Below are 19,155 nucleotides of genomic sequence, written 5' to 3'. Positions count from 1 at the left end.
CTCCGTACGGCGGGCTCGGACAAAAGGCGAGGGGTGTCGGCGGTCCGGTTAGTCTGCCGGCGCCGGCGTCTCGGTCTCCATCCCGGAGCCGCTCGGCGGGCGGAGGACGAGCGCCGCCAGCCCGGCGGCGATCGCGAGGCCGCCCCCGAGCGCGAACGTCGGGACCCAGCCGAACGACGCGACGAGGTATCCGGTGACCGTCCCCGCGAAGACGCCGCCGCCGACCTTCGCTGTGTAGAGGACGGCGTAGTTGCCGGAGGAGTTCTTGGCGCCGTAGTAGTCGGCGATCACCGACGGGAAGTAGACGAACAGCGGCGAGGAGAAGAACATCGCCGCCATCACCAGCCCCACGAAGGCGATCCCGGCCTCGGCGCGCCCGGCGGCGATCAGCGCGAGCCGGAACACCCCGGCGAGCACGAACGAGGCCGCCATCACCTTCTTCCGGTCGAAGCGGTCCGATGCCTCCCCGAGGATCATCCGCGAGACGCCGGCGGCGACGGGCAGCAGGGTCGCCGCCGCGGTCGCGACGACCGCCGCCAATCCGAACTGCTCGGCGAACCGCACGACGTTGGCGATGACGATCAGGTCGGCGCCGGCCATCGCGACGAACATCGCGTACAGCAGCCAGAACTGCCAGGTCGACAGCATCTCGCGGGTCGTGTACGCCCGCCCGCGGAGCGAGGCCGCGAGGCCGTCGTCGCTCCCGTTCCCGCCTCCCCGGTCGTCTCCGTCCTCCAACCCGAGCCAGTCCTCCGGGGGGTCCCGCAGGAGGAACGCGCCGACGAGCGTGACGACGAGGATGGCGAGGCCGACGTTCCGGAGCACGTCGCTGTACGCCGACACGGTCGCGTTCGCCCGCACGTACGGCACCACGAGGGCGCTCCCGCCCGCGAACGCCATCGTCCCGATGCCGGTCGTGAGCCCCGTCCGGTCGGGGAACCACTTGACCGCTGTGTTCACCGCGACCGTGTACACGATCCCCACGCCGATCGCGCCGAGCGAGTACAGCAGGTAGAGCTGCCAGACGGCCGTCGCGTACGCCAGCCCGATGTACCCGCCCCCGGCCAAAAGCGCCGCGACGAAGGTGAGCGCGCCCGGACCGCGGCTGTCGCGCCACTTGCCGGCGGGGAACTGCGAGAGCGACTGGAAGACGACGTAAAACGAGAACACCGCGCCGAGCGCCGGCAGCGCGATGTCGAGCCCCTGAGCGAGCGGCTGCTCGATAGACGACCAGACGTACTGGTAGGGGCTGACCGCGGCCATCATCCCCGCGGCGGCGACGATCTGCCACCACCGGGAGAACCCGAGGATCGACGACGCCCGACCGGCGTAATCGACGCCGCCGTCGGCCTCGTCGAGGTCGACGTCTCCGTCGCCGACGGGGTCCGACTCGGAGCCGTCGCCGGCGGCGCTCCTCCCGGTCTCGGCGTCGGTCCCGGAGCCCTCGTCGCCGTCACCCATCGTTGCCGTCCGTCGACTGCGTGGTGGTGTTCGGTGTCATGTCGTGTGTCTCCGGCCGCGCCGCGGGGGACGGAGCCGCCGCGGCGGTCGCGTCCGTACCGGTACTGTTCGGACTCGCCGATTAAAACGCGTCGTTGGGGTCGTTCTTGCCTCCTCGACCCCGACGGGAGGAGAGGGTAGCTACAGCGCGTCCGGGTCCGCCGCGGTGAACCGCACCGCCGGCGGGATCAGCCCCCCGGCGGCGAGCATCGCCAGGCCGACCGCCCAGAGCGCCGCGAGCCCGGCGGTCGCGCCGTAGCTGATCAGTGGAAGCGAGAGCGCCATCAGGACGAACGCCAGCGTGAATCGGTCGAGGACGCCCATCTCAGGCCACCCCCAGCAGCCCCGCGGCGTTCAGCAGGACGATGGCGAGCCCGACGAGCGCGGCGACGGCGGCGACCCACGGGATGGTGACCCGGAGCACGTCGCCCTCGCGGCCGACGATGCCGGCCGCGGTCGTCCCCAGGATGACGTTGCCCGGCGAGATCGCGTTCCCGATGGCGCCGCCGGCGCTCTGGCCGGCGAGGATCAGCGCCTCCGAGATCCCGCCGAGCTGGGCGGCCGTCTGCTGTTGGAGCCCGCCGAACAGGATGTTCGACGCCGTGTTGCTCGACGTCATGAACGCGCCGAGCGAGCCGATGAGCGGCGAGAGGAACCCGTAGGAGCTCGGCGTCGCGACGCTCGCGGTCCCCTCCGCGAGGACGAGCACCTGCCCGCTGTGGTCCATCAGCTTCGCCATGACGAGGAAGGAGATCACCGCGATCGACGCCGGGACCGCGGTCGCGAGGACCGCCCGCGTGAACGCCGAGCGGTCCCCGTCGGCCCGCGACGCGGCGATCTCGTAGTAGCCGCCGCGACGGTACGCGAGGAACGCGGCCAGCGCGCTGACGAGCAGGAACGTCCCCGGGTGCGACAGCGGCGCGAACGGCGAGTACGGCGCCGCCGCCTCGGTCACGACGCCGAGCCCGGTCGCGATCTCGGGGAAGCTCAGGCCGACTTTGAGGCTCCCGAGCGCGTTACCGAGCGGGGTCACGACCGCGGTGACGAACGCGATCGCGGCGAGCACGGCGAACGGTAACGCCGCGAGTTTGAGGCTCATCAGGTCGTCGTCGGGAGCGGCCGCGTCGGCGGGCGTCGCCACGCCGCCGTCGGCGACCGCCCCGGTCCCGTCGCCGTCGGCGCCCGCGGCGGGACTCAGGTCCTCGGTCATCACGAGCCGCTCCCCGATCGCGTCGGTCGCGGTCGCGTACCGGTCCCACATCGCGAGCGGCCCGAGCGCGAGCAGCCCCACCGTCGCCGCGAAGAAGTTCGCGAACTCCGGCGGGATGACGGTGACCGCGGCGAGCTGGCCGCCGCCGTGGATCAGCGAGACGATCAGGATCATCGGGGCGGCGTACCGCACCGCGTCCGTCCGGCCGTAGATCCAGGCGATCGAGAAGCCGGCGATCAGGTTCGGGATCCACAGCAGGACGGCGAGCGCGAGCGCCGTGACCGCGACGCTCTGCATCTCCGTCACCTGTACCAGCGCCAGCCACGCCACCCCGAGCGTGCCGAAGGTGTTCGCCCACGCGTGGCCGATCAGCGGGATCGCGACCGAGTACACCGGCTTCACGCCGAGCGCGAGCAGCAGCGGCGCGACGACGACGATCGGCGTCCCGAACCCGGAGATCGACTGCATGAACGAGACGAACACCCAGCCGAACGCGAGCACTAAGAACAGCTCGTTGTCGGTGAACGACTTGATTCGGGTGCGCAGCGCCTCGAAGCCGTCCGCCCGCTCGATGACGTGGTAGAACACCAGCGCCGGGAGGATCACGTAGAGGACGAACACCGCGTCCCACACCCCTTTCGCGCTCGCCACCGAGAGCGCCTCGACCGGCATCCCGTACGCGGTCAGCGCGACCGCGGCCGCCGAGAACATCCCGACCGACGCCGCCTCGTGGGCGCGCCACCGCAACACCACGAGCGTGAACAGCAGCAACAGCAGCGGCAGCGCCGCCAGCCCCGCGTAGATCGGGTTAACTGGCAGCACGGCCTCCCCCCCGGAAAGCTCCCCCGTCACGCCGTTTCTCGGACGCCCGACTGCCGCGTTTAGTTTCATCCGTTGCCTTTCTCTCCGTACTCCCCCGCACTACGACGTGTTTCTCCATCATATATTGACGACACGATCGAATTCCGATAGAATAGTAAAAACATACTCATAATACACGTGTGTCGACATGAGACGAGTAATAAATGTGCAAACACCTATTATACGTCCAGTTAAAATACAGATCGCGTAACAAACGAGAACTATTCTGAACTCAGTCCCGCGAGCACGGTTCCGATTCAGCGTGTCGCTTTCGTGGCGGTCTGCGTGTCGCTTCCGTGGCCATTCGTGTACTAAAATCCGGATAGATCGTTAGAAACACAGATCGATCCGCGGATCGCTACCGGATAGATAATGATAATCGTCTATACTGTCGAAAATTGTTAAGAGGAGGCCGCTCGAAGGTGGTATCGAACACGACCGGCGTCCGAGAACGGGCGATTCCGGCACTACCCACCATGTCCGCCGACACCAACACCGCCGACATCGAGACCACCGACGTCGCCGCCGCCGGCACCGCCGATCCGACCGCCACCGGGGAGACCGCCGTCCCGAACGCGGTCGACGACGCGACCGATTCGACGCGCAGCGCGCCCGGCTCGACCGGGTCGGCGCGGAGCCCCTCCGTCTTCGAGCGCGTGCTCGTCGTCACCGGCGACGACGAGGCCGGCCGCGCCGCGGTCGACGCGGGGCTCGACGTCGCCGCCGCCCACGGCGCGACGGTCGACGCGCTGTACGTCGTCGACACCAGCGAACACTGGGACATGGTCGTCGAGCGCCGCGAGCGGACGGGCGAGGCGCTCGTCGAGGACGCCGCGGCCCGCGGCGAGGCCGTCGGCGTCGACGTGGAGAAGCGGTTCCGGTACGGCACCCCCCACGAGGAGGTGCTCGACTTCGCCGACGCCCACGGCGCCGATCTGATCGTGGTCGGCTCCGCGCGCCGCACCGGACTCGACCGGCTCGTCCACCCCGAGACGCTCCCCACTCGGGTCCAGCGCGGCGCCTCCGCGCCGGTGATGGTCGTCGGCGCCGACGACTGAGCTCTTTTAATCCTCCTCGCGCTCCGCACCGCGCCTCGCGCTCCGCGAGACGACCGGTTAAGTGACCGCGTCGCCTACGATCGGTATGACCGAAATCGGCATCGTCGGCGCCGGCGCGGGCGCCGCGGCGGCGGCGTTCGTCATCGACGAGGCGGCACCCGACGCGGACGTGACCGTCCTCGAGAAGTCCGGCGGGCTCTGCGGCCGCGCGGCGACCCGGCGCCGCGACGAGCTCACGTACGACTACGGCGCGAACTACCTGAAGTCCGACGACGAGCGCGTCGTCGAGCTGATCACCGAGACGCTCGACGACGAGGGGCTCGTCGACGTCACCGAGCCGGTGTACACCTTCGACGCCGACGGCGAGGTGTCGCCCGGTCGCGACGCCGACGAGCACAAGTGGAGCTACCGGCGCGGGCTCACGCAGGTCGCGAAGCGGCTGTTCGGTCGGACCGACGCGACGGTCCACCGGCGGACTCGCGTCGAGACCGTCCGCCGGGTCGGCGAGCGCTGGGCGGTCGACGACGGCGACGGCGAGACGTGGGGGCCGTTCGACGCGATTCTCATGAACCCGCCGGCGCCGCAGACGGCCGAGCTCCTCCGAGACGCCGAGTGGGAGTCGCCGGTCCGCGGGTCGCTCGTCGACGCCGCGGGCGACGTGGCGTACCGGTCGGTGTGGACGGCGGTGTTGCACTACCCGTTCGCGGTCGACGTGCCCTACTACGGCCTCGTCAACACCGACGACGAGCACGCCGTCGGCTGGATCTCCCGCGAGGAGTGCAAGGCGGGCCACGTCCCGGACGGCGAGACGGTGCTTATCGTTCAGGCGGGTCCCGAGTGGTCGGCCGAGCGCTACGACGACGACCCGGCCGCGAACGTCGCCGATCTCGCCGACTACGCCGCCTCGATCGTGGGCGACGACCGGCTGGCGGACCCGGCGTGGACCGACCATCAGGGGTGGCGCTACGCGCTCCCCGACGACGGCGTCGACCGGGGCCCGATCGACTCCGCCCGGCAGGAGGGTCTCTACCTGCTCGGTGACTGGGTCGCCGGCGAGGGGCGACTGCACGCCGCTCTCGCGAACGGACTCGATACGGGCGAGCGCGTCGTCTACGGGCTGTAGTCGGCGCTCGACACGTCGGTTGATATTTAAAAGACAGGGGGTCCGCTCTCGTTTTCGATCCGCATGGTTGCGACCCGCATGGCCGCGACCCGGCCGGTCGACTTAGCTCCGCGTGAAGCGGTACTCGACCGTGCCGAGACCGGGGAGGCTGATCTTCCGGACCGTGCCGCGGTCGACGTGGCGGGCGATCGAGCGGCCCAGCGCGACGACGGCGATTCCCCCGGCGAGCAGCCCCGCGGAGACGAGCGGGTAGGAGGCGATCAGCAGGGGGAGCATGATCAGCGCCAGGAACGCGAGCGATACGCCGAGGCCGCCGTTGGGCGGACTGTCGGATCCGGCCGCGACCGCCCGCGCCGTGTATCCGTCGTTCATCGGTTGCATATCTACCCGTACGTCACCCGGAAGTAAATACCTTTCATATTTCGGATAAGTTTTGAGTATCGTTACCACGGATCACTCATTCAGAGGGTCTGAAACGATTGTTAACGGAGTGTAACGAGTAACATGGTACTCGTTCGTACACTTCTCGAAAAAGTGGAACGTTTCGGTGAAGTCGGGTCCTTCGAGAGGCCGATCGCCGAGCGAGCAAGCGGCGGGTGCGGCCGGATCGGTGGGTTTCTCTCGCTCGCTGACTAGGGGTCCGTATGGTCCGCACGCCGGGTTCGCGGTCGCGCTCGAACGCCCCCTTTTGGACGACGGTCGCGGTCGCGGCGCTGTACCTCCCGGTGTCGATCGCGGCCCGCGCGCTCGTCGACCCGGAGTACGCGGCCGCGGTCGAGCCGGTCCCCCGTTCGGTCGTCGATGTCGCGGGGTCGCCGCTCGGGACGGTCTTGGCCGCGGCGCTGTGGCTCCCCGTCGCGGGCGGGTTCCTCTACGCCTTCGCGACCGAGCTGGCGACGATGCGGAGCCGGACCGCGTGGTCGCCGCCCGACAAGGGGTATCTCATCCTCGCGGCCGGCTCGCTGCTGGCGCACCCGCTCACGGGGCTCCCGTTCGTGTTCCTCCTCGTCGCCGGCTACACGCTCCACCGGACGCTGCGAGTGCGCTAGTCGACGACGGCGTGGGCGACGGCCGACGGCGTGGGCGGTAACTGTCACCGTCGGGCCCGACGCGATCCGATCCGCCGATTCCGGACCCCGTCCGCTCACTCCGCTCCGTCGCGCCGTCCGTACTTTTATTTCGTCGCAGATCTATCCATAGATACGAACAGCCATGTCAACGACACACGACGCTCCCACCACGCAACCGACGGCGCTCGACGCGGCGCAGGCGCGGCGGACGGTCGCCGCGCTCGCCGACGGAACGGTCGAGACGCTCGCCGACCTCCGGGTCCGCGGCCGCGCGGACGAGATCGCCGACGAGCTCCGCGAGACCCACCTCCCCGCGCTGGAGGAGGCGGGGTATATCGACTGGGACCGCGAGTCGGGGACGATCTCGCCGGGGCCGAACTTCGACGAGGCCGCCGCCCACGTCGCCGACCTCCCCATCCCCACCGTCGAGCCGGCCGACGACTGAGCCCGAGACGTTTATACGCCGCCGCGGGGGAGTCTCGACATCGCATGGCCGAGCCGATCCTGAAGTGGGCCGGCGGCAAGCGCCAGCTGCTCGACGAGCTATACGCTCGGTTCCCGGCCTCGTACGGCCGGTACCACGAGCCGTTCGTCGGCGGCGGCGCCCTCTTCTTCGATCTGGAGCCCGCGGACGGGACGATCAACGACGCGAACCCGCGGCTGATCAACTTCTACGAGCGGGTGCGCGACGAGCCGGAGGCGCTCATCGAGCGGCTGGCGGCGTTCGACGACCCCGACGCCGACCCGGACCCGTCGCTCCCGTTCCACGAGGAGACGCCCCGCGGTCGCGACGTGGAGAGCTACTACTACCAGCAGCGCGCGCGGTTCAACCGCCGGCCCTACGAGGGCGAGTTCGACCCCTTAGAGGAGGCCGCCCTCCTGTTGTACCTCAACCGGACCTGTTACAACGGGCTCTACCGCGAGAACGCCGACGGGGGGTTCAACGTCCCCGTGGGGCGGTACGCCGACCCGGACTGGGTCCAGCGCGACCGGATCCGCCGCGCGAGCGACGTGCTCGCGAGCGCCGAGATCCGAAACGACGACTTCGCGTACGTCCTCGACGCCGCCGAGCCCGGCGACCTCGTCTACTTCGACCCGCCGTACGAGCCGATGAGCGCGACCGCGAACTTCAACGAGTACGGCGCCGACGGGTTCGACCGCGAGGACCAGCGCCGGCTGCTCGACGTCGCTGGCGAGCTGGACGAGGCGGGCGTCCGGGTCGTGTTGAGCAACAGCGGCGTGATGTACGAGCCGTACGCCGACGCGGGGTTCCGCGTCGATCGCGAGGACGCGACCCGCGCGATCAACAGCGACGCCGACAACCGGGACGCCGTCGACGAGATCGTCGCGACGAACGTGCCGCCCGACGAGCGACGGACGGCGGGCCAGCGCGAGCTCTCCGGGTTCTGAGCCGTCGAGGGATCGCTCGCGGCGGGGATGCGAACCGCCGACCGTCTTGGGCGGGCTTTTTGAACTCTCCCGCCGACGACTCGCGTATGACCGATCTCGACATCGACCTCGTCCTCGTTCCCGTCGACGGTAGCGAGGAGTCCCACGAGGCGGTCGACTACGCGATCGCGGTCGCCACCGAGTACGACGCGAGCGTCCACGCACTCTACGTGTTAGACGAGGACGTGGTCCGCGCCATCGACCACGGGGTGGTCGCCGAGAGCGACGTCGCCGACGACACCGAGGCGTTCACAGAGTCCGTCGCGCGGCGCGCGGAGGCGGCCGGGGTGGGCCACAGCAACTCCGTCGCGGCCGGCTTCTCGACGTCGGTGAAAACGGTTCACCCGGGGAGCGTCGTGCTCGACACGGCCGAGGAGCTGGACTCGGACTTCATCGTGGTCCCGCGCGAGCCCGTGACGGGCGACCCGGGCGAGGTGCTCGGGAAGGCGGCCGAGTACGTCCTCCTCTACGCGAGCCAGCCGGTCCTGTCGGTGTGATGGGCGGCGCGCTCCCGTTCCTCCCCGCCGGCACGACGCTCCCGCCGCTCCCGTACCTCGTCGCCGTCCTCCTCGCGGCCGGCGCGGTCGGCCTCGCACTCCGCCGGAACCCCCCGCGGGTCACCGGTCGCCACGTGCTCGCGCTCGCGCCGTGGATGGCGCTCGGGTCCGCGGCTCACGTGCTGTACGTCGTCGACGCGCTCCCGCCGGTCCTCTCACCGCTCGCCGGCTCCCCGACGGTGTACCTCACGGTCGGGTCGCTCGCGGGCGCGGCGTGGCTCGCGATCGCGACCGGCCCGCCGGAGCGGGTCCCGACCGCCCTCGCCGCCGCCGGCGCGCTCCTCCTCGTCCCGGTCGTCGGGACCGCGCTCGCGACCGGGGTCTCGCCGGCCGGTGCGCGGTGGTCGACGGTCGCGCTCGTCGCGAGCCTGCCGGTCGCCGCCGCGGTCTGGGTCGGTCTGACGCGGCTCCGCCCCGAGACCGCCGTCACCGGCGGCGTGGGCGCGCTCGCGGTGTTCGGCCACGCGCTCGACGGCGTCTCGACCGCGGTGGGGACGACCCAGCTCGGCTTCGGGGAGCGCACGCCGCTCTCCCGGATCCTCCTTGGGTTCGACTGGATCCCGACGGTGCCGGTGCTCGGCGAGGGGTGGGTGTTCCTGCTGGTGAAGCTCGCGGTGGCCAGCGGTGTGGTCTGGCTGTTCGCGGAGTACGTCCGCGACCGACCGGCCGAGGGATACCTCCTGCTCGGGTTCGTGGCCGCCGTCGGCCTCGGGCCGGCCGCGCACAACCTCCTCCTGTTCGCGGTCGTCGGATAGCGGACCGGACGTTCGCGGCCGTCGGGTCTCGTCCGTGTCACGGCGCCGTTCGACGTCGCTACCGGGAGGTCCCGTCGGACCGCGCCGTCAGTATTTATAGAACGGAGAGCGCAAATACGACGGCGACGCTGGCCAGCATAACCGCCTGTATGAGCGAGCTGGCGAGGGCACCGATCACCGCGTACACCGACTGCCGGGCGGCGGCGCGCGGCTCGTCGGCGTTCTCGTAAAGCCCCGCGAGGAAGACGGTTCCGCCCAGTCCGACGACGAAACCGATCGGACCCAAAACGAACACCAACAGGACGCCGGCGACCGTGCCGGCGGCGACCGTCCGCGTCGGCGCGCCGCCGAGTTTCCCCGAGACGAACCCCGACAGTAGCTCCGCCGCGGAGGCCGAGAGCGAGACGAGGACGAGCGCGAGCAGCACGGCGAGACCGGGCTCGGCGAAGCCTGTGGTGTACGCGTACCCGACGACGGTCAGCGCCGCGAGGACGCCGCTCGGCACGAACGGGACGAACGAGCTGGCCGTCCAGACGACGAGCAGCGCGATCGCGAGTTCGGCCGCGGGGAGAGCCATACCGCACTCACGTCGCGAGCGTTCAAAACAGTTCAGTCGGCGCTATTCGCCCGGGGTACCCGAGACGCGTCCGACCGTCGCTCGCAGTCGCCGTCACTCACCGAGCGACGATGACGGGAACGGGCGAGTTGCGGAACACCTTCTGGGCGACGTTCCCGACGACCAGTCGATCGGCCAGCGAGCCGCCGTGGCTCCCGATCACGACCGCGTCGAAGTCGCCGGCTCTATTCAGAATCGTCCGAGCCGGATGTCCCAACTGAACCTCGGTACTGACTTCGACACCGTACTCGGCCGCGAGCTCCCGAGCGTCGTCGAACACCTCCTTCGCACGCTCTTCGGCCGCCGCTTCGATATCCTCCTCGAGCGCGAGTGACGTGGCCGCTCCTCCCCACGGCGACGGCCCGCCAGCGACGTGCAAGACGGTGATCTCCGCGTCGCGATGATTCTCGAGGGCGTACTCAAGCGCTTTCCGGGCCATCTCCGACTCGTCCATCGGGACGAGAACTCGCGATATCATACGGAAACTACGGGTAGGGTGTTGATAAATGGTGATCTCGTCTCAGGAGGAGCGACGTATCGCCGACCGCTACACGTACCCCCTCTACCTTGCCGTGGGAACCGAACGTAGCGTTAAATCAACGGCGTTCGAATCTGCGGGTATGAGCCCGACGATCGACTCAATTCTCGTGCCGACCGACGGCAGCGACGGGGCGCAGATAGGGGCACGGCGAGGGGTCGATCTCGCCGCCACGGTCGGTGCCGACCTCCACGCGGTGTCGGTGGTCGACAGCCACGAAATCGAATCCGGTCTGGACGCCGACAGTCAGGCCGAACGGGAGCGGCTGCTCGAAGCGGAGGCCGAATGGGCGGTGGATTCCGTCGCGGACCTCGCCCGGACCCATCTCTCCGGGGAAATCACTACCGCCGTGGAGTCGGGGGTCCCGGTCCAGACGATCAACGACTACGTCGATACCCGCGACATCGATCTCATCGTGATGGGGACGCAGGGACGGACGGGGTTCGAACGGGTCGTGCTCGGGAGCGTCGCGGAGAAGACCGTCCGGACCGCGGACGTCCCGGTCGTCACGGTGACTCCGGACGCGGACATCGACGATATCGGCGATCAGCCGTGCGAAAACGTGCTTCTTCCGACCGACGGCAGCGAGGGAGCGGAACTCGCGATCGAGTGGGGGATCACCCTCGCCGAGGCGTACGGCGCAACGGTGCACACCGTCTACTCCGTCGACACGAGTCGGTTCGGTGGCGTTGAGGAGTCGGCGGAGATCCACGACGCGCTCGGGCAGGCCGGACGGGAGGCGCTCGAGACGGTCCGCGAACGTTCCCGAGCGGCTGACGTCAGCGTCACGGGCAGTATCGCGACCGGCCCGGCCGCACGCACGATCCTCTCGTACGGCGAGGAACACGATGTCGACCTCATCGTGATGGGAACGCACGGCCGATCCGGCCTCAGACGCCATCTCATCGGAAGCGTCACCGAGACGGTCGTACGCAACGCGGCTGTACCGGTCTGTTGCGTCCCGATGCGGTGAGGCTCTCATCGATTTTCTGACGGCTCGCCGAACGGGAACGCACCGCGAGAAACGAAATCGGACCGACCGCCGCGCTCAGTCCTCTTCCTCGACGACTTCGGGGTCCTCGATCGCGGACTGCAGGGAGTCGAGCCCGTTGACCCACTCCGAGACGAGCCCGTACTCCAGATCCTCGACGAGGTCGATGTCGAGCTGTTCGCCGTCGATGACGCGGGTCCCGGCCTGCACGACGTAGCCGAGCGCGGCGTCGAGGTCGTCCTCGGCCTCCGCGTCGGCGGCCGCGCGCACGAACTCGGTCACGTCGCCCTCGACGACGCCGCCGACGACGTACTCCTCGGCCGCGTAGAAGACGGGGACGAGCGAGGTCTGGACGCCGTCGATCAGCATCACCTTGTCCTCGTCGTCGAAGTCGACGTCGGCGAGGACGATGTCGCGCACGCCGCGGATCTCCTCGACCGCGCGGTCCTCGTCGATGCGGTCCTCGTCGAGCGCCGCGAGCACCTTCACGACGGCGATCGCCGCGTCGTCCTGGAGGTTCAAGAGGAGCCGCGCCGAGTCCTCGTTCTCGGGGTCGAGGTCCTCCTCTTTCAAGCGATCGAGCCAGTTCTGCCAGCGGTCGTCGGTATAAAACGTTTCAACGGCGTCGTCGTCGGTCATGTGCGGTACGTCGCCCGGACTACTCAAATGCCTTTCCTATCGATCGTCCCGAGAGAGGGCGTCTCACCCGGTCGATGACGGGATTCGGGGGTCGGCACCCCCGGTCACGTCATCGGGTCGTCGCCGACGGACGGGTTCTCGCGGGCGAACGCCACGATCCGGTCGACGTACGACTCGAACGGCGGGGGTTCGACGCCGGTTCCGTCCAGCGCCGCCCGCGCGTTCGGACAGCGGTAGCGGGTCGGGTGGTCGAAGTAGTCGATCGTCGCCGGCTCCACGCCGACTCCCGCGGCCGAGAGCAGGCGGGCCGCCGCCTTCGCGACCCGCTTCGGTGTCGGGACGGTCACCGTCCGGCGGCCGGCCGCGTCGCTCAGCGTCGCGACGAATTCCGGGACCGTCAGCGGCTCCGGGTCGCAGAGCTGAAACGTCTCGCCGACCGTCTCCGGCCGGCCGCTCAGCGCCGCGATCGCGTCGACGACGTAGTCGCGCGGCACGACGTTCAACTCGGTCTCGTCGGCGCCGGGGAGGGTGAACGCGAACGCGAGCCGCGCGGGCTGTGCGAAGAGCAGCCGGAGGAGGTTGTACGGGCCGTCGAGCTTGTCGGTCTCGCCGGTCTCGCTGTCGCCGACCGTGATCGCCGGCCGGTAGACGGTCGCCGGGAGCCCGTCGGCCATCCGCTCCCGCACCGCGACCTCGGCGCGGTACTTCGACGCCTCGTAGCGGTTGTTGAACGACTGGCCCTCGCGGAGCCGGTCCGGGGTGAAGACGCCGTCGTACCGGCCGCTGACGTAGCAGGTGCTCACGTAGTGGAGCCGGTCGACGGCGAGCCGTTCGGCGGCGTCAAGAACGTGCTCGGTCCCGCGGACGTTGACCGACTCAGCGAGGTCGGCGTCGACGCTCAGGTCGTACACCGCCGCGAGGTGGTACACTTCCTCGACGCCCGCCAGCAGGTCCGGATCGTCGAGCGCCGAGCCGAGTCCCAGGTCGGGCTCGGTGATGTCGCCCTCGTAGAGGTGGACGGCCGGGGGATGCGCGGACTCGGAGTCGGTACCGTCCGCCTCGCTCCCGACCTCCGCGACGATCTCCCGAGCGCGATCCTCGGCCAGTTCGCGGTACCTGGGCTGAATGAGGCAGGCGACCGGCCCGTCGCCGCGGGCGAGGACCCGCCGGAGGAGCGCCGAGCCGAGGAAGCCGGGAAAGCCGGTGAAGAGGAGTTCGGGGGGCGCGGAGCCGTCCCCGGCGCTGTCCGCAGAGGCGCGGTCGCTCACGACGTCGGCTCCGCCAGCGTCGCCTCGGTGTCGATCCCGTACACGTCTCGGGGCGTCTCGACGTGAGCGCGTCGGACCGCCTCGTCGTGGCCCTCCTCCAGCAGCCAGCGGACGCGGCGCGGGACGGTCTTGGGGCCCATCACCATCCCCGGCTTCTCCGGGTCGTCGACGAAGTCGGTCTCCATCAGGAACGGCTCGCCCGACTCGGCGGCGCGTTCGAGCCGGTCCTTCTCGCTCATCACGCTCGGCGTCGGGCCCGCGAGCCGGCCCTCGGCGTAGTGTTTGACAGCTTTCGTCGGATCGAGCCCGGACTCCTCGGCGACGGCGGCCAGGTCGGTGAGGTCCTCGCTGGCCTCGGTGTGGAGCTGGACGGCGCAGTCGAGCGCGGCGCCGAGCTCGAACGCGCGCCGAGTGACCGCGTTCGAGGCGTCCCAGACGGCGTCGGTCACGTCGTAGTGCGGGCGGCCGGACTTCAGCGCGAGCGCCCGGCCGTCGGCGACGAACTCGCTCGCGACCTCCAAGCCCCCCTGCATCAGGTCGCGGGCGTCCTCGGGGGCGAAGCCGCGCTCGTCGACCAGGCGGCTTATCAGGCCGGGGTGGACGCCGAGGACGGGCCACGCGCGCCCCGGGAGGACCTCGGTCGCGGCGGCGACCGCGTCGAGCGTCTCCTCGAAGACGGGGCGGAAGTCGGCCGGCTCGTCGGGCTCGACGCCGAGGTGCCACGAGGGCTTGTTCACCACGAGCAGGTGGGTGCCGCCGAGCCGGACGAAGTCCTCGACGGCGTCGATCCCGCGGCCGTGTCGCGGATCGAGGTGGAGGTGGTTGTCGAGCACCGGCGTGTCGAGGTCCTCGGTCATGGTCGGTGGTTCGCCCGCGGCGAAATATAAGGTCCGATCGGGAGGCCGCCGCGGTCCGACGCCTTGAGGCCGATCACAGAGTCGCCGCGGTCCGACGCCTCGCGACCGATCACGCCGGGTACGTCCCGTCGATCCGAGCCTTACCGACGGTCCGTCCCGTCATCGCGTCGATGAGGCCCTCCTTGTCGGTCGACGGCGGAAGGTCGAGCGGCTCATCGACCGCGTACAGCCGGAAGCGGTAGGTGTGCTCGCGGTCCGGTGGGTTCGGTCCGCCGTAGCCGTGCTCGCCGAAGTCGTTCTGTCCCTCGGTCGCCCCTGTCGGGGACCAGTTCTCCGGGATCTCCTCGCGACCGGGGGCGATGTCCCAGACCAGCCAGTGGTCCCACACCGTTCCCGCCGGCTCTTCCGCATCGGGATCGTCGACGATGAGCACGAGCGCCGCCGCCTCGTCGGGGACGCCGTCGATCCGCAGCGGCGGATTGACGTTTCGCTCCGCGTAGCCGTGCTCCGCGGGGATGCGCTCGCCGTCGCCGAACGCCGGACTCGATAGGCTGAGATCACTCATGGGATCACCCGTCCGGATCCGTCCGGACACGTCGCCGTTGTCCCGTCGACGCCAAAAGCGTTCCCGCGGATAAGCCGTTCCGACGGGTCAGTCCGCCGACTCCGGCTGGCCGACCGGGGTCGGCGCGTCGCCGGTCTCGATCGCCCGGCGCGTCGCCTCGTCGATCTCGACGAGGTGACACAGGGGGTTGCCGGGGTAGACGACGGGGTTCTCCAAGAGCCCGATGAGCAGTCCGGTGAAGGGGGCCTCGACGGCGACCGCGTCCTCCTTGAAGGGGTTGGTGATCGTCGCGATCCGGTCGCCCTCGCGGACGAGCGAGCCGCTCTCGAAGTGCGTGTCGACGATTCCCCCGGAGTCGGCGCGGAGCCACGTCTTCTCGCCCGCCCCGGCGATGATCGTCCGCCAGCCGGGCCAGCGCACCGTCCCCGTCTCGAGCAGCCCGTACTCGGCGAAGACGGAGCGCACGCCGTCGAGCGCGTCGTCGATGAGCGGGCGCTGGAAGCGGTGGGCCTCGCCCATCTCGATCGTGATCGTGGGGATCCCGTCGGCCGTCCCCTCGCCGCGGAGGGTGCCGCTCGGCCCCTCGCTGTCGATGATCACCTTCGAGCCGAACGCCATCGCGAGGCGGTGGACGCCGTCGTCGGTCATATCCCCGCGAACGTGGAGCATGTTCGTCCGCCCGCGGGTGGAGGTGTGGAAGTCGAGCCCGAAGTCGCAGGGCTCGATGAAGTTCGAGTAGATCTGGTGAGCCATCCGCTTCGAGCTCGTCGAACCGGGCTCGCCGGGGAACGACCGGTTGAGGTCCCGGTCGTAGACGGGGAGGTAGCGCTGCTGGGCGATGAACCCGGGGACGTTGAGTACCGGGAGGCAGACGAGCGTCCCGGCGAGGCCGGCGAGGTCCCAGTCGTGTGCGACCTCGCGCACCACCTCGATCCCGTTGAGCTCGTCGCCGTGCGCGGCCGCCGTGAGGAACACCGTCGGCCCGTCTCGCTCGCCGTTGACGATGGTCACGGGGATCCGGACGGGGTCGCCGAGGTACGTCTCGCTGATCCCGTAGCGGATGTTCTGCGTCTCGCCCGGCGGCACCGCGCCGCCGTTGTACGTGAACACCCGGTCGTCGCTCATGTCTGACGGGAGCACCGCGGGGGAAATATATATGGCGACCCGGCGACGACGGTCGCGAATCGGCCGACAGGATAGTATCCCGCGGCGCCCGACCCCTATCCGCGGTCCCACCGGCTCACCCACGCGGACCGGGACTCGTGTTCCCGGGCCCGCTCCGAGATCGCCGCCCGATCGAGCCGCCCCTCCTCGGTTATCACCCCGGTCAACAGGTCGCCGGGGACGCGCTCGAATATCGGGTTCGCGACCTCGACGTCGCGGTCGCCGTCGTACACGGTCGACGCCTCCCCCGACTCCCGAACGACCCGGTCCGTCGTCGCGATCTTGTCGGCGGCGGCGACCGCGTACACCGGGACATCGGCGTCGGCCGCGGCCAGCGCGAGCGGATACGACCCGACCTTGTTCGCCACGCCCCCGTTCGGCAGGACCCGATCGGCGCCGAGCAGGACGCAGCCGACGTCGCCCTCGCGAACGAGTCCGGGAAGCGCGGCGTCGGTCGTGAGCGTGACGTCCAGACCGGCGTCGACGAGCCCCTCGGCCGCGGCGACCCCCTCGCGACTCGGGCGCGACTCGCCGACGACGGCCGCGCTCTCGGCCCGCCGCAACGTCGCCGCGACGGTTCCGGACCGCGACAGCGTCGCGACGCTCCCGGGCAGGTCGGCGATCGGGGTCGCCGCCCGCTCCGCCGCCAGCCGGTCCGCGTCGTGCGCGGCGTCGAGCGCGTCGACGGCGCGGTCGTGGACCGCCTCGGGCGTCCGCTCGGTCCCGCTCATCGCCCGGTCGATCCGGTGTCGAACGACGATCATGCTCGGCCGAGCGCTGCGGAGCTCGCGCGCGAGCGCCGCGACCCGGTCGATCCCCCCGTCGCGCGCCCCGAACGCGACCGCGCCGGCCGCGTCGCGGACCGCCTCGAGCGCCCGGAGGGAGAGCCACGACGCGCCGTGGGTCTCGTCGGTCCGAACCAGGTCGACGTCGGGCGCGACGCGGCGGTAACTCTCCCACACCCCCGGAGCCGCGTCGCGCGTGAGGAAGTCTGTCGGCGGGAGCCACTCCCCCTCGACGGCGGGCGAATCGCTCGTCTCGCGGCCGGCCGCGGCCTCGAACAGGAACGGGTAGACCGTCCGGTCGACCGTTCCGTCCGAGACGGACAGCGGCTCACCGCAGCGGACGAGCTCGAAGTCGCCGCTCAGCTCTGCCGCTCGCAGCGCCCGCCGCGCGCTCTCGGTCGGATCGGCCTCGTCCGCGCGCACGTCGCCGACGACCGCGTCGAGCGGGTTAGTCGCCGATTCGGGGTCCTCGCGACTGACGGCGAGCGGTCCGACACCGGGTCGGGCGAACACCCGAGAGCGGCGTCGCACGAACGCCCTGACGACTGCGGTCACGGGCCCGTGTTCGGGCGACGCGCCATTAACCGTACTCCCCCGACCCGCCGCTCGGCACCTCCGGCCCGCCACTCGGACCTGACGGCGCCGCCGCCGCGCTCGCCGATCGGGCGACCTTTTACGTGGGGGAACGCAGGTGGGGCCATGAGTTCGGACCCGGTCCGGGTGGGAGTGCTGTCGCTGCACAACAGCAAGGAAACGAAGGCGATCTGCAACGCGGTCGAGGACCTCGGGCACGAGCCCGTGTGGCTCCGCGAGGAGAACGCCGCGATCAGCGTCGACGACGGCGACGTCTCGGTGGAGCCCGCCGTGGACGTCATCGCGAACCGGCTGCTGCTCTCGAACACCGACCAGCCCGCGGAGCTGCTCGGGCTGGCGGCGACGTTCGAGCGCATCCGGCCGATGCTGAACGAGCCGAACGCCGTGCTCGCGTCGATCCACAAGTTCGCGACGGCGGCGACGCTCGCCGACTGGAACATCCGCGTCCCCGACGCGCTGCTCGCGCTGTCGAACGACCGGCTCAACGAGGGTCGCGAGCGCTTCGGGGAGGTCGGCGTCTACAAGACCGCGATCGGCACCCACGGCGGCGGCACGTGGAAGGTCGACCTCACGGAGCGCGTGAACCCGAAGGTCGGGAACCGACAGGCGTTCCTCCAGAAGCTCATCGACCGCGACGACGAGAAGCACCGCGACCTGCGCGTGTACATCGTCGGCGACGAGATCGTCGGCTCGATGTACCGCTACGCGCCGGAGGGCGACTGGCGCACCAACGTCGCGCTCGGCGGCGCGGTCGAGGACGCCACCGACGACATGCCCGAGGAGGCCGCCGAGACGGCGCTGTACGCGGCCGACGTGATGGACCTCGACTACGCCGGCGTCGACCTCGTCGAGGGGTACGACGGCTGGTACGTGCTGGAGGTGAATCCGACGGCCGGCTTTAAAGGCCTCTACGAGGCGACCGGCAGGAGCCCCGCGCCGCACATCGCGCGGCTCGCGATCGAGACGGTGGGCGGCGAGGTGGACGACGACGACGTCGAGCGTATCGCCGCCACCCTCGACGACTCGCGCCCCTCCTGTGCGCCCGTCCCGAAGCCGACGCCGTCCGAACAGCCGGTCATCGGCTACATCGAGGAGGTCGTCGTCACCGGCACCTCCGGCTCTACCCAGGCGCTCGGGAAGTCGGACACGGGCGCGACGCGGACGAGCATCGACACCCAGCTCGCGGCCGAAATCGGCGCCGGCCCGATCAAGAGCATGACCCGAGTGAAGTCGGGCAGCGTGAAGGGCGGGAAGGCCCGCCCGGTCGTCGACCTCGTCATCGGAATCGGCGGGAACCAGCACACCGTCACCGCGAGCGTCGAGGACCGCGGACACATGGACTACCCGCTCCTCCTCGGCCGCGACATCCTCACCGACTACCGGGTCGACGTGCGCAAGCGCGCGGACGTCGACGAGGCCGAACGCGGCGAGGCCGGCGAGATCCTTGAAGAAGAGGAGTAGACGGGTTCGCGGTCGACCATTTAAATAATCACGGCGGCGCGCCTCCGAGCGGCCGCCCTCGGCGGCCGCGAGGAGACCGCGAGGTCGCCGGCGC

At 70.4% G+C, this 19,155-nt stretch carries 21 protein-coding genes; 9 read left to right on the top strand and 12 right to left on the bottom strand.

Features of this window, described 5'->3' with window-relative positions; all coding sequences use genetic code 11:
• Window positions 1–48: 48 nt before the first annotated feature.
• From B4V06_RS13760 to B4V06_RS13750, 3 genes are all read right to left on the bottom strand, one after another.
• Complete coding sequence (locus B4V06_RS13760) at window positions 49–1,461, bottom strand: OFA family MFS transporter (RefSeq protein WP_123112569.1); 1,413 nt, start codon at window positions 1,459–1,461, stop codon at window positions 49–51.
• A gap of 180 nt (window positions 1,462–1,641) precedes the next feature.
• On the bottom strand, window positions 1,642–1,824 hold the full coding sequence (locus B4V06_RS13755; RefSeq protein WP_123112568.1) for a hypothetical protein: 183 nt from the start codon (window positions 1,822–1,824) through the stop codon (window positions 1,642–1,644).
• Window position 1,825: 1 nt separating this feature from the next.
• A complete protein-coding gene (locus B4V06_RS13750; RefSeq protein WP_255212501.1) occupies window positions 1,826–3,562 on the bottom strand; it encodes an L-lactate permease in 1,737 nt (578 codons plus the stop codon).
• Window positions 3,563–3,993: 431 nt separating this feature from the next.
• Here B4V06_RS13750 and B4V06_RS13745 point away from each other — a divergent pair, with 431 nt between their 5' ends.
• Window positions 3,994–4,629: a universal stress protein gene (locus tag B4V06_RS13745; protein ID WP_255212502.1), complete on the top strand. Its 636-nt coding sequence runs from the start codon at window positions 3,994–3,996 to the stop codon at window positions 4,627–4,629.
• Window positions 4,630–4,714: 85 nt separating this feature from the next.
• On the top strand, window positions 4,715–5,752 hold the full coding sequence (locus B4V06_RS13740; protein WP_498170244.1) for an NAD(P)/FAD-dependent oxidoreductase: 1,038 nt from the start codon (window positions 4,715–4,717) through the stop codon (window positions 5,750–5,752).
• Between the two features lie 102 nt (window positions 5,753–5,854).
• On the opposite strand, the gene B4V06_RS13735 is transcribed toward B4V06_RS13740, so the two are convergent.
• Window positions 5,855–6,133, bottom strand: coding sequence for a hypothetical protein (locus B4V06_RS13735; protein ID WP_321169503.1), 279 nt, complete (start codon window positions 6,131–6,133; stop codon window positions 5,855–5,857).
• Between the two features lie 263 nt (window positions 6,134–6,396).
• On the opposite strand from B4V06_RS13735, the gene B4V06_RS13730 reads away from it, so the two are divergent.
• The 5 genes from B4V06_RS13730 (at window position 6,397) to B4V06_RS13710 (ending at window position 9,583) form a co-directional block, all read left to right on the top strand.
• Window positions 6,397–6,801, top strand: a complete 405-nt coding sequence (locus B4V06_RS13730) for an abortive infection protein (RefSeq protein ID WP_123112564.1) — start codon at window positions 6,397–6,399, stop codon at window positions 6,799–6,801.
• A 163-nt stretch (window positions 6,802–6,964) separates the two neighbouring features.
• Window positions 6,965–7,267 (top strand): DUF7344 domain-containing protein, encoded by a 303-nt coding sequence (locus tag B4V06_RS13725; protein ID WP_123112563.1) that lies wholly within the window; start codon window positions 6,965–6,967, stop codon window positions 7,265–7,267.
• A 44-nt stretch (window positions 7,268–7,311) separates the two neighbouring features.
• On the top strand, window positions 7,312–8,232 hold the full coding sequence (locus tag B4V06_RS13720; RefSeq protein WP_498170241.1) for a DNA adenine methylase: 921 nt from the start codon (window positions 7,312–7,314) through the stop codon (window positions 8,230–8,232).
• A gap of 86 nt (window positions 8,233–8,318) precedes the next feature.
• Window positions 8,319–8,768 (top strand): universal stress protein, encoded by a 450-nt coding sequence (locus B4V06_RS13715; protein WP_123112561.1) that lies wholly within the window; start codon window positions 8,319–8,321, stop codon window positions 8,766–8,768.
• On the top strand, window positions 8,768–9,583 hold the full coding sequence (locus tag B4V06_RS13710; RefSeq protein ID WP_498170238.1) for a DUF63 family protein: 816 nt from the start codon (window positions 8,768–8,770) through the stop codon (window positions 9,581–9,583). Before B4V06_RS13715 ends, B4V06_RS13710 begins: the two co-directional genes overlap by 1 nt.
• A 94-nt stretch (window positions 9,584–9,677) precedes the next feature.
• On the opposite strand, the gene B4V06_RS13705 is transcribed toward B4V06_RS13710, so the two are convergent.
• Both B4V06_RS13705 and B4V06_RS13700 read right to left on the bottom strand, forming a co-directional pair.
• Window positions 9,678–10,160: a DUF456 domain-containing protein gene (locus B4V06_RS13705; RefSeq protein WP_498170236.1), complete on the bottom strand. Its 483-nt coding sequence runs from the start codon at window positions 10,158–10,160 to the stop codon at window positions 9,678–9,680.
• A 97-nt stretch (window positions 10,161–10,257) separates the two neighbouring features.
• Entirely contained in the window at window positions 10,258–10,677 is a 420-nt protein-coding gene (locus B4V06_RS13700) for a universal stress protein (RefSeq protein WP_123112558.1), read from the bottom strand.
• 142 nt (window positions 10,678–10,819) lie between these two features.
• On the opposite strand from B4V06_RS13700, the gene B4V06_RS13695 reads away from it, so the two are divergent.
• Window positions 10,820–11,710: a universal stress protein gene (locus B4V06_RS13695; protein ID WP_498170234.1), complete on the top strand. Its 891-nt coding sequence runs from the start codon at window positions 10,820–10,822 to the stop codon at window positions 11,708–11,710.
• Window positions 11,711–11,785: 75 nt separating this feature from the next.
• Here the strand turns inward: B4V06_RS13695 and B4V06_RS13690 are convergent, their stop codons facing one another.
• From B4V06_RS13690 to B4V06_RS13665, 6 genes are all read right to left on the bottom strand, one after another.
• The gene (locus tag B4V06_RS13690) at window positions 11,786–12,367 is read right to left on the bottom strand and encodes a DUF2150 family protein (RefSeq protein WP_123112556.1); all 582 of its coding nucleotides are present in this window, start codon (window positions 12,365–12,367) and stop codon (window positions 11,786–11,788) included.
• Window positions 12,368–12,471: 104 nt separating this feature from the next.
• Complete coding sequence (locus B4V06_RS13685; RefSeq protein ID WP_123112555.1) at window positions 12,472–13,635, bottom strand: SDR family oxidoreductase; 1,164 nt, start codon at window positions 13,633–13,635, stop codon at window positions 12,472–12,474.
• The gene (locus tag B4V06_RS13680) at window positions 13,632–14,492 is read right to left on the bottom strand and encodes a TatD family hydrolase (protein WP_498170231.1); all 861 of its coding nucleotides are present in this window, start codon (window positions 14,490–14,492) and stop codon (window positions 13,632–13,634) included. Before B4V06_RS13680 ends, B4V06_RS13685 begins: the two co-directional genes overlap by 4 nt.
• 109 nt (window positions 14,493–14,601) lie before the next feature.
• The gene (locus tag B4V06_RS13675) at window positions 14,602–15,057 is read right to left on the bottom strand and encodes a YbhB/YbcL family Raf kinase inhibitor-like protein (protein WP_498170229.1); all 456 of its coding nucleotides are present in this window, start codon (window positions 15,055–15,057) and stop codon (window positions 14,602–14,604) included.
• Window positions 15,058–15,144: 87 nt separating this feature from the next.
• On the bottom strand, window positions 15,145–16,182 hold the full coding sequence (locus B4V06_RS13670; protein WP_498170228.1) for a succinylglutamate desuccinylase/aspartoacylase family protein: 1,038 nt from the start codon (window positions 16,180–16,182) through the stop codon (window positions 15,145–15,147).
• Window positions 16,183–16,277: 95 nt separating this feature from the next.
• Window positions 16,278–17,561 carry an eIF2B alpha/beta/delta subunit family protein gene (locus B4V06_RS13665; protein ID WP_498170227.1) on the bottom strand — a complete coding sequence of 428 codons (1,284 nt, stop codon included), beginning with the start codon at window positions 17,559–17,561 and terminating at the stop codon, window positions 16,278–16,280.
• 144 nt (window positions 17,562–17,705) lie between these two features.
• Between B4V06_RS13665 and B4V06_RS13660 the strand changes: the two genes are divergently transcribed.
• On the top strand, window positions 17,706–19,061 hold the full coding sequence (locus B4V06_RS13660; RefSeq protein WP_498170226.1) for a putative ATP-dependent zinc protease: 1,356 nt from the start codon (window positions 17,706–17,708) through the stop codon (window positions 19,059–19,061).
• Window positions 19,062–19,155 lie beyond the last annotated feature (94 nt).

It is taken from the genome of Halorubrum sp. B53, assembly GCF_059752395.1.
Note: the sequence above shows the minus strand (reverse complement) of the source record. Positions and strands in the feature narration are given on the sequence as shown.

What these genes read in the sequence shown, in the direction of transcription:
- B4V06_RS13760 (WP_123112569.1), bottom strand. Translation starts at nt 1,461, where the DNA reads ATGGGTGACGGCGACGAGGGCTCCGGGACCGACGCCGAGACCGGGAGG.
- B4V06_RS13755 (WP_123112568.1), bottom strand. Translation starts at nt 1,824, where the DNA reads ATGGGCGTCCTCGACCGATTCACGCTGGCGTTCGTCCTGATGGCGCTC.
- B4V06_RS13740 (WP_498170244.1), top strand. Translation starts at nt 4,715, where the DNA reads ATGACCGAAATCGGCATCGTCGGCGCCGGCGCGGGCGCCGCGGCGGCG.
- B4V06_RS13735 (WP_321169503.1), bottom strand. Translation starts at nt 6,133, where the DNA reads ATGCAACCGATGAACGACGGATACACGGCGCGGGCGGTCGCGGCCGGA.
- B4V06_RS13730 (WP_123112564.1), top strand. Translation starts at nt 6,397, where the DNA reads ATGGTCCGCACGCCGGGTTCGCGGTCGCGCTCGAACGCCCCCTTTTGG.
- B4V06_RS13725 (WP_123112563.1), top strand. Translation starts at nt 6,965, where the DNA reads ATGTCAACGACACACGACGCTCCCACCACGCAACCGACGGCGCTCGAC.
- B4V06_RS13720 (WP_498170241.1), top strand. Translation starts at nt 7,312, where the DNA reads ATGGCCGAGCCGATCCTGAAGTGGGCCGGCGGCAAGCGCCAGCTGCTC.
- B4V06_RS13715 (WP_123112561.1), top strand. Translation starts at nt 8,319, where the DNA reads ATGACCGATCTCGACATCGACCTCGTCCTCGTTCCCGTCGACGGTAGC.
- B4V06_RS13710 (WP_498170238.1), top strand. Translation starts at nt 8,768, where the DNA reads ATGGGCGGCGCGCTCCCGTTCCTCCCCGCCGGCACGACGCTCCCGCCG.
- B4V06_RS13705 (WP_498170236.1), bottom strand. Translation starts at nt 10,160, where the DNA reads ATGGCTCTCCCCGCGGCCGAACTCGCGATCGCGCTGCTCGTCGTCTGG.
- B4V06_RS13700 (WP_123112558.1), bottom strand. Translation starts at nt 10,677, where the DNA reads ATGATATCGCGAGTTCTCGTCCCGATGGACGAGTCGGAGATGGCCCGG.
- B4V06_RS13695 (WP_498170234.1), top strand. Translation starts at nt 10,820, where the DNA reads ATGAGCCCGACGATCGACTCAATTCTCGTGCCGACCGACGGCAGCGAC.
- B4V06_RS13690 (WP_123112556.1), bottom strand. Translation starts at nt 12,367, where the DNA reads ATGACCGACGACGACGCCGTTGAAACGTTTTATACCGACGACCGCTGG.
- B4V06_RS13680 (WP_498170231.1), bottom strand. Translation starts at nt 14,492, where the DNA reads ATGACCGAGGACCTCGACACGCCGGTGCTCGACAACCACCTCCACCTC.
- B4V06_RS13675 (WP_498170229.1), bottom strand. Translation starts at nt 15,057, where the DNA reads ATGAGTGATCTCAGCCTATCGAGTCCGGCGTTCGGCGACGGCGAGCGC.
- B4V06_RS13670 (WP_498170228.1), bottom strand. Translation starts at nt 16,182, where the DNA reads ATGAGCGACGACCGGGTGTTCACGTACAACGGCGGCGCGGTGCCGCCG.
- B4V06_RS13660 (WP_498170226.1), top strand. Translation starts at nt 17,706, where the DNA reads ATGAGTTCGGACCCGGTCCGGGTGGGAGTGCTGTCGCTGCACAACAGC.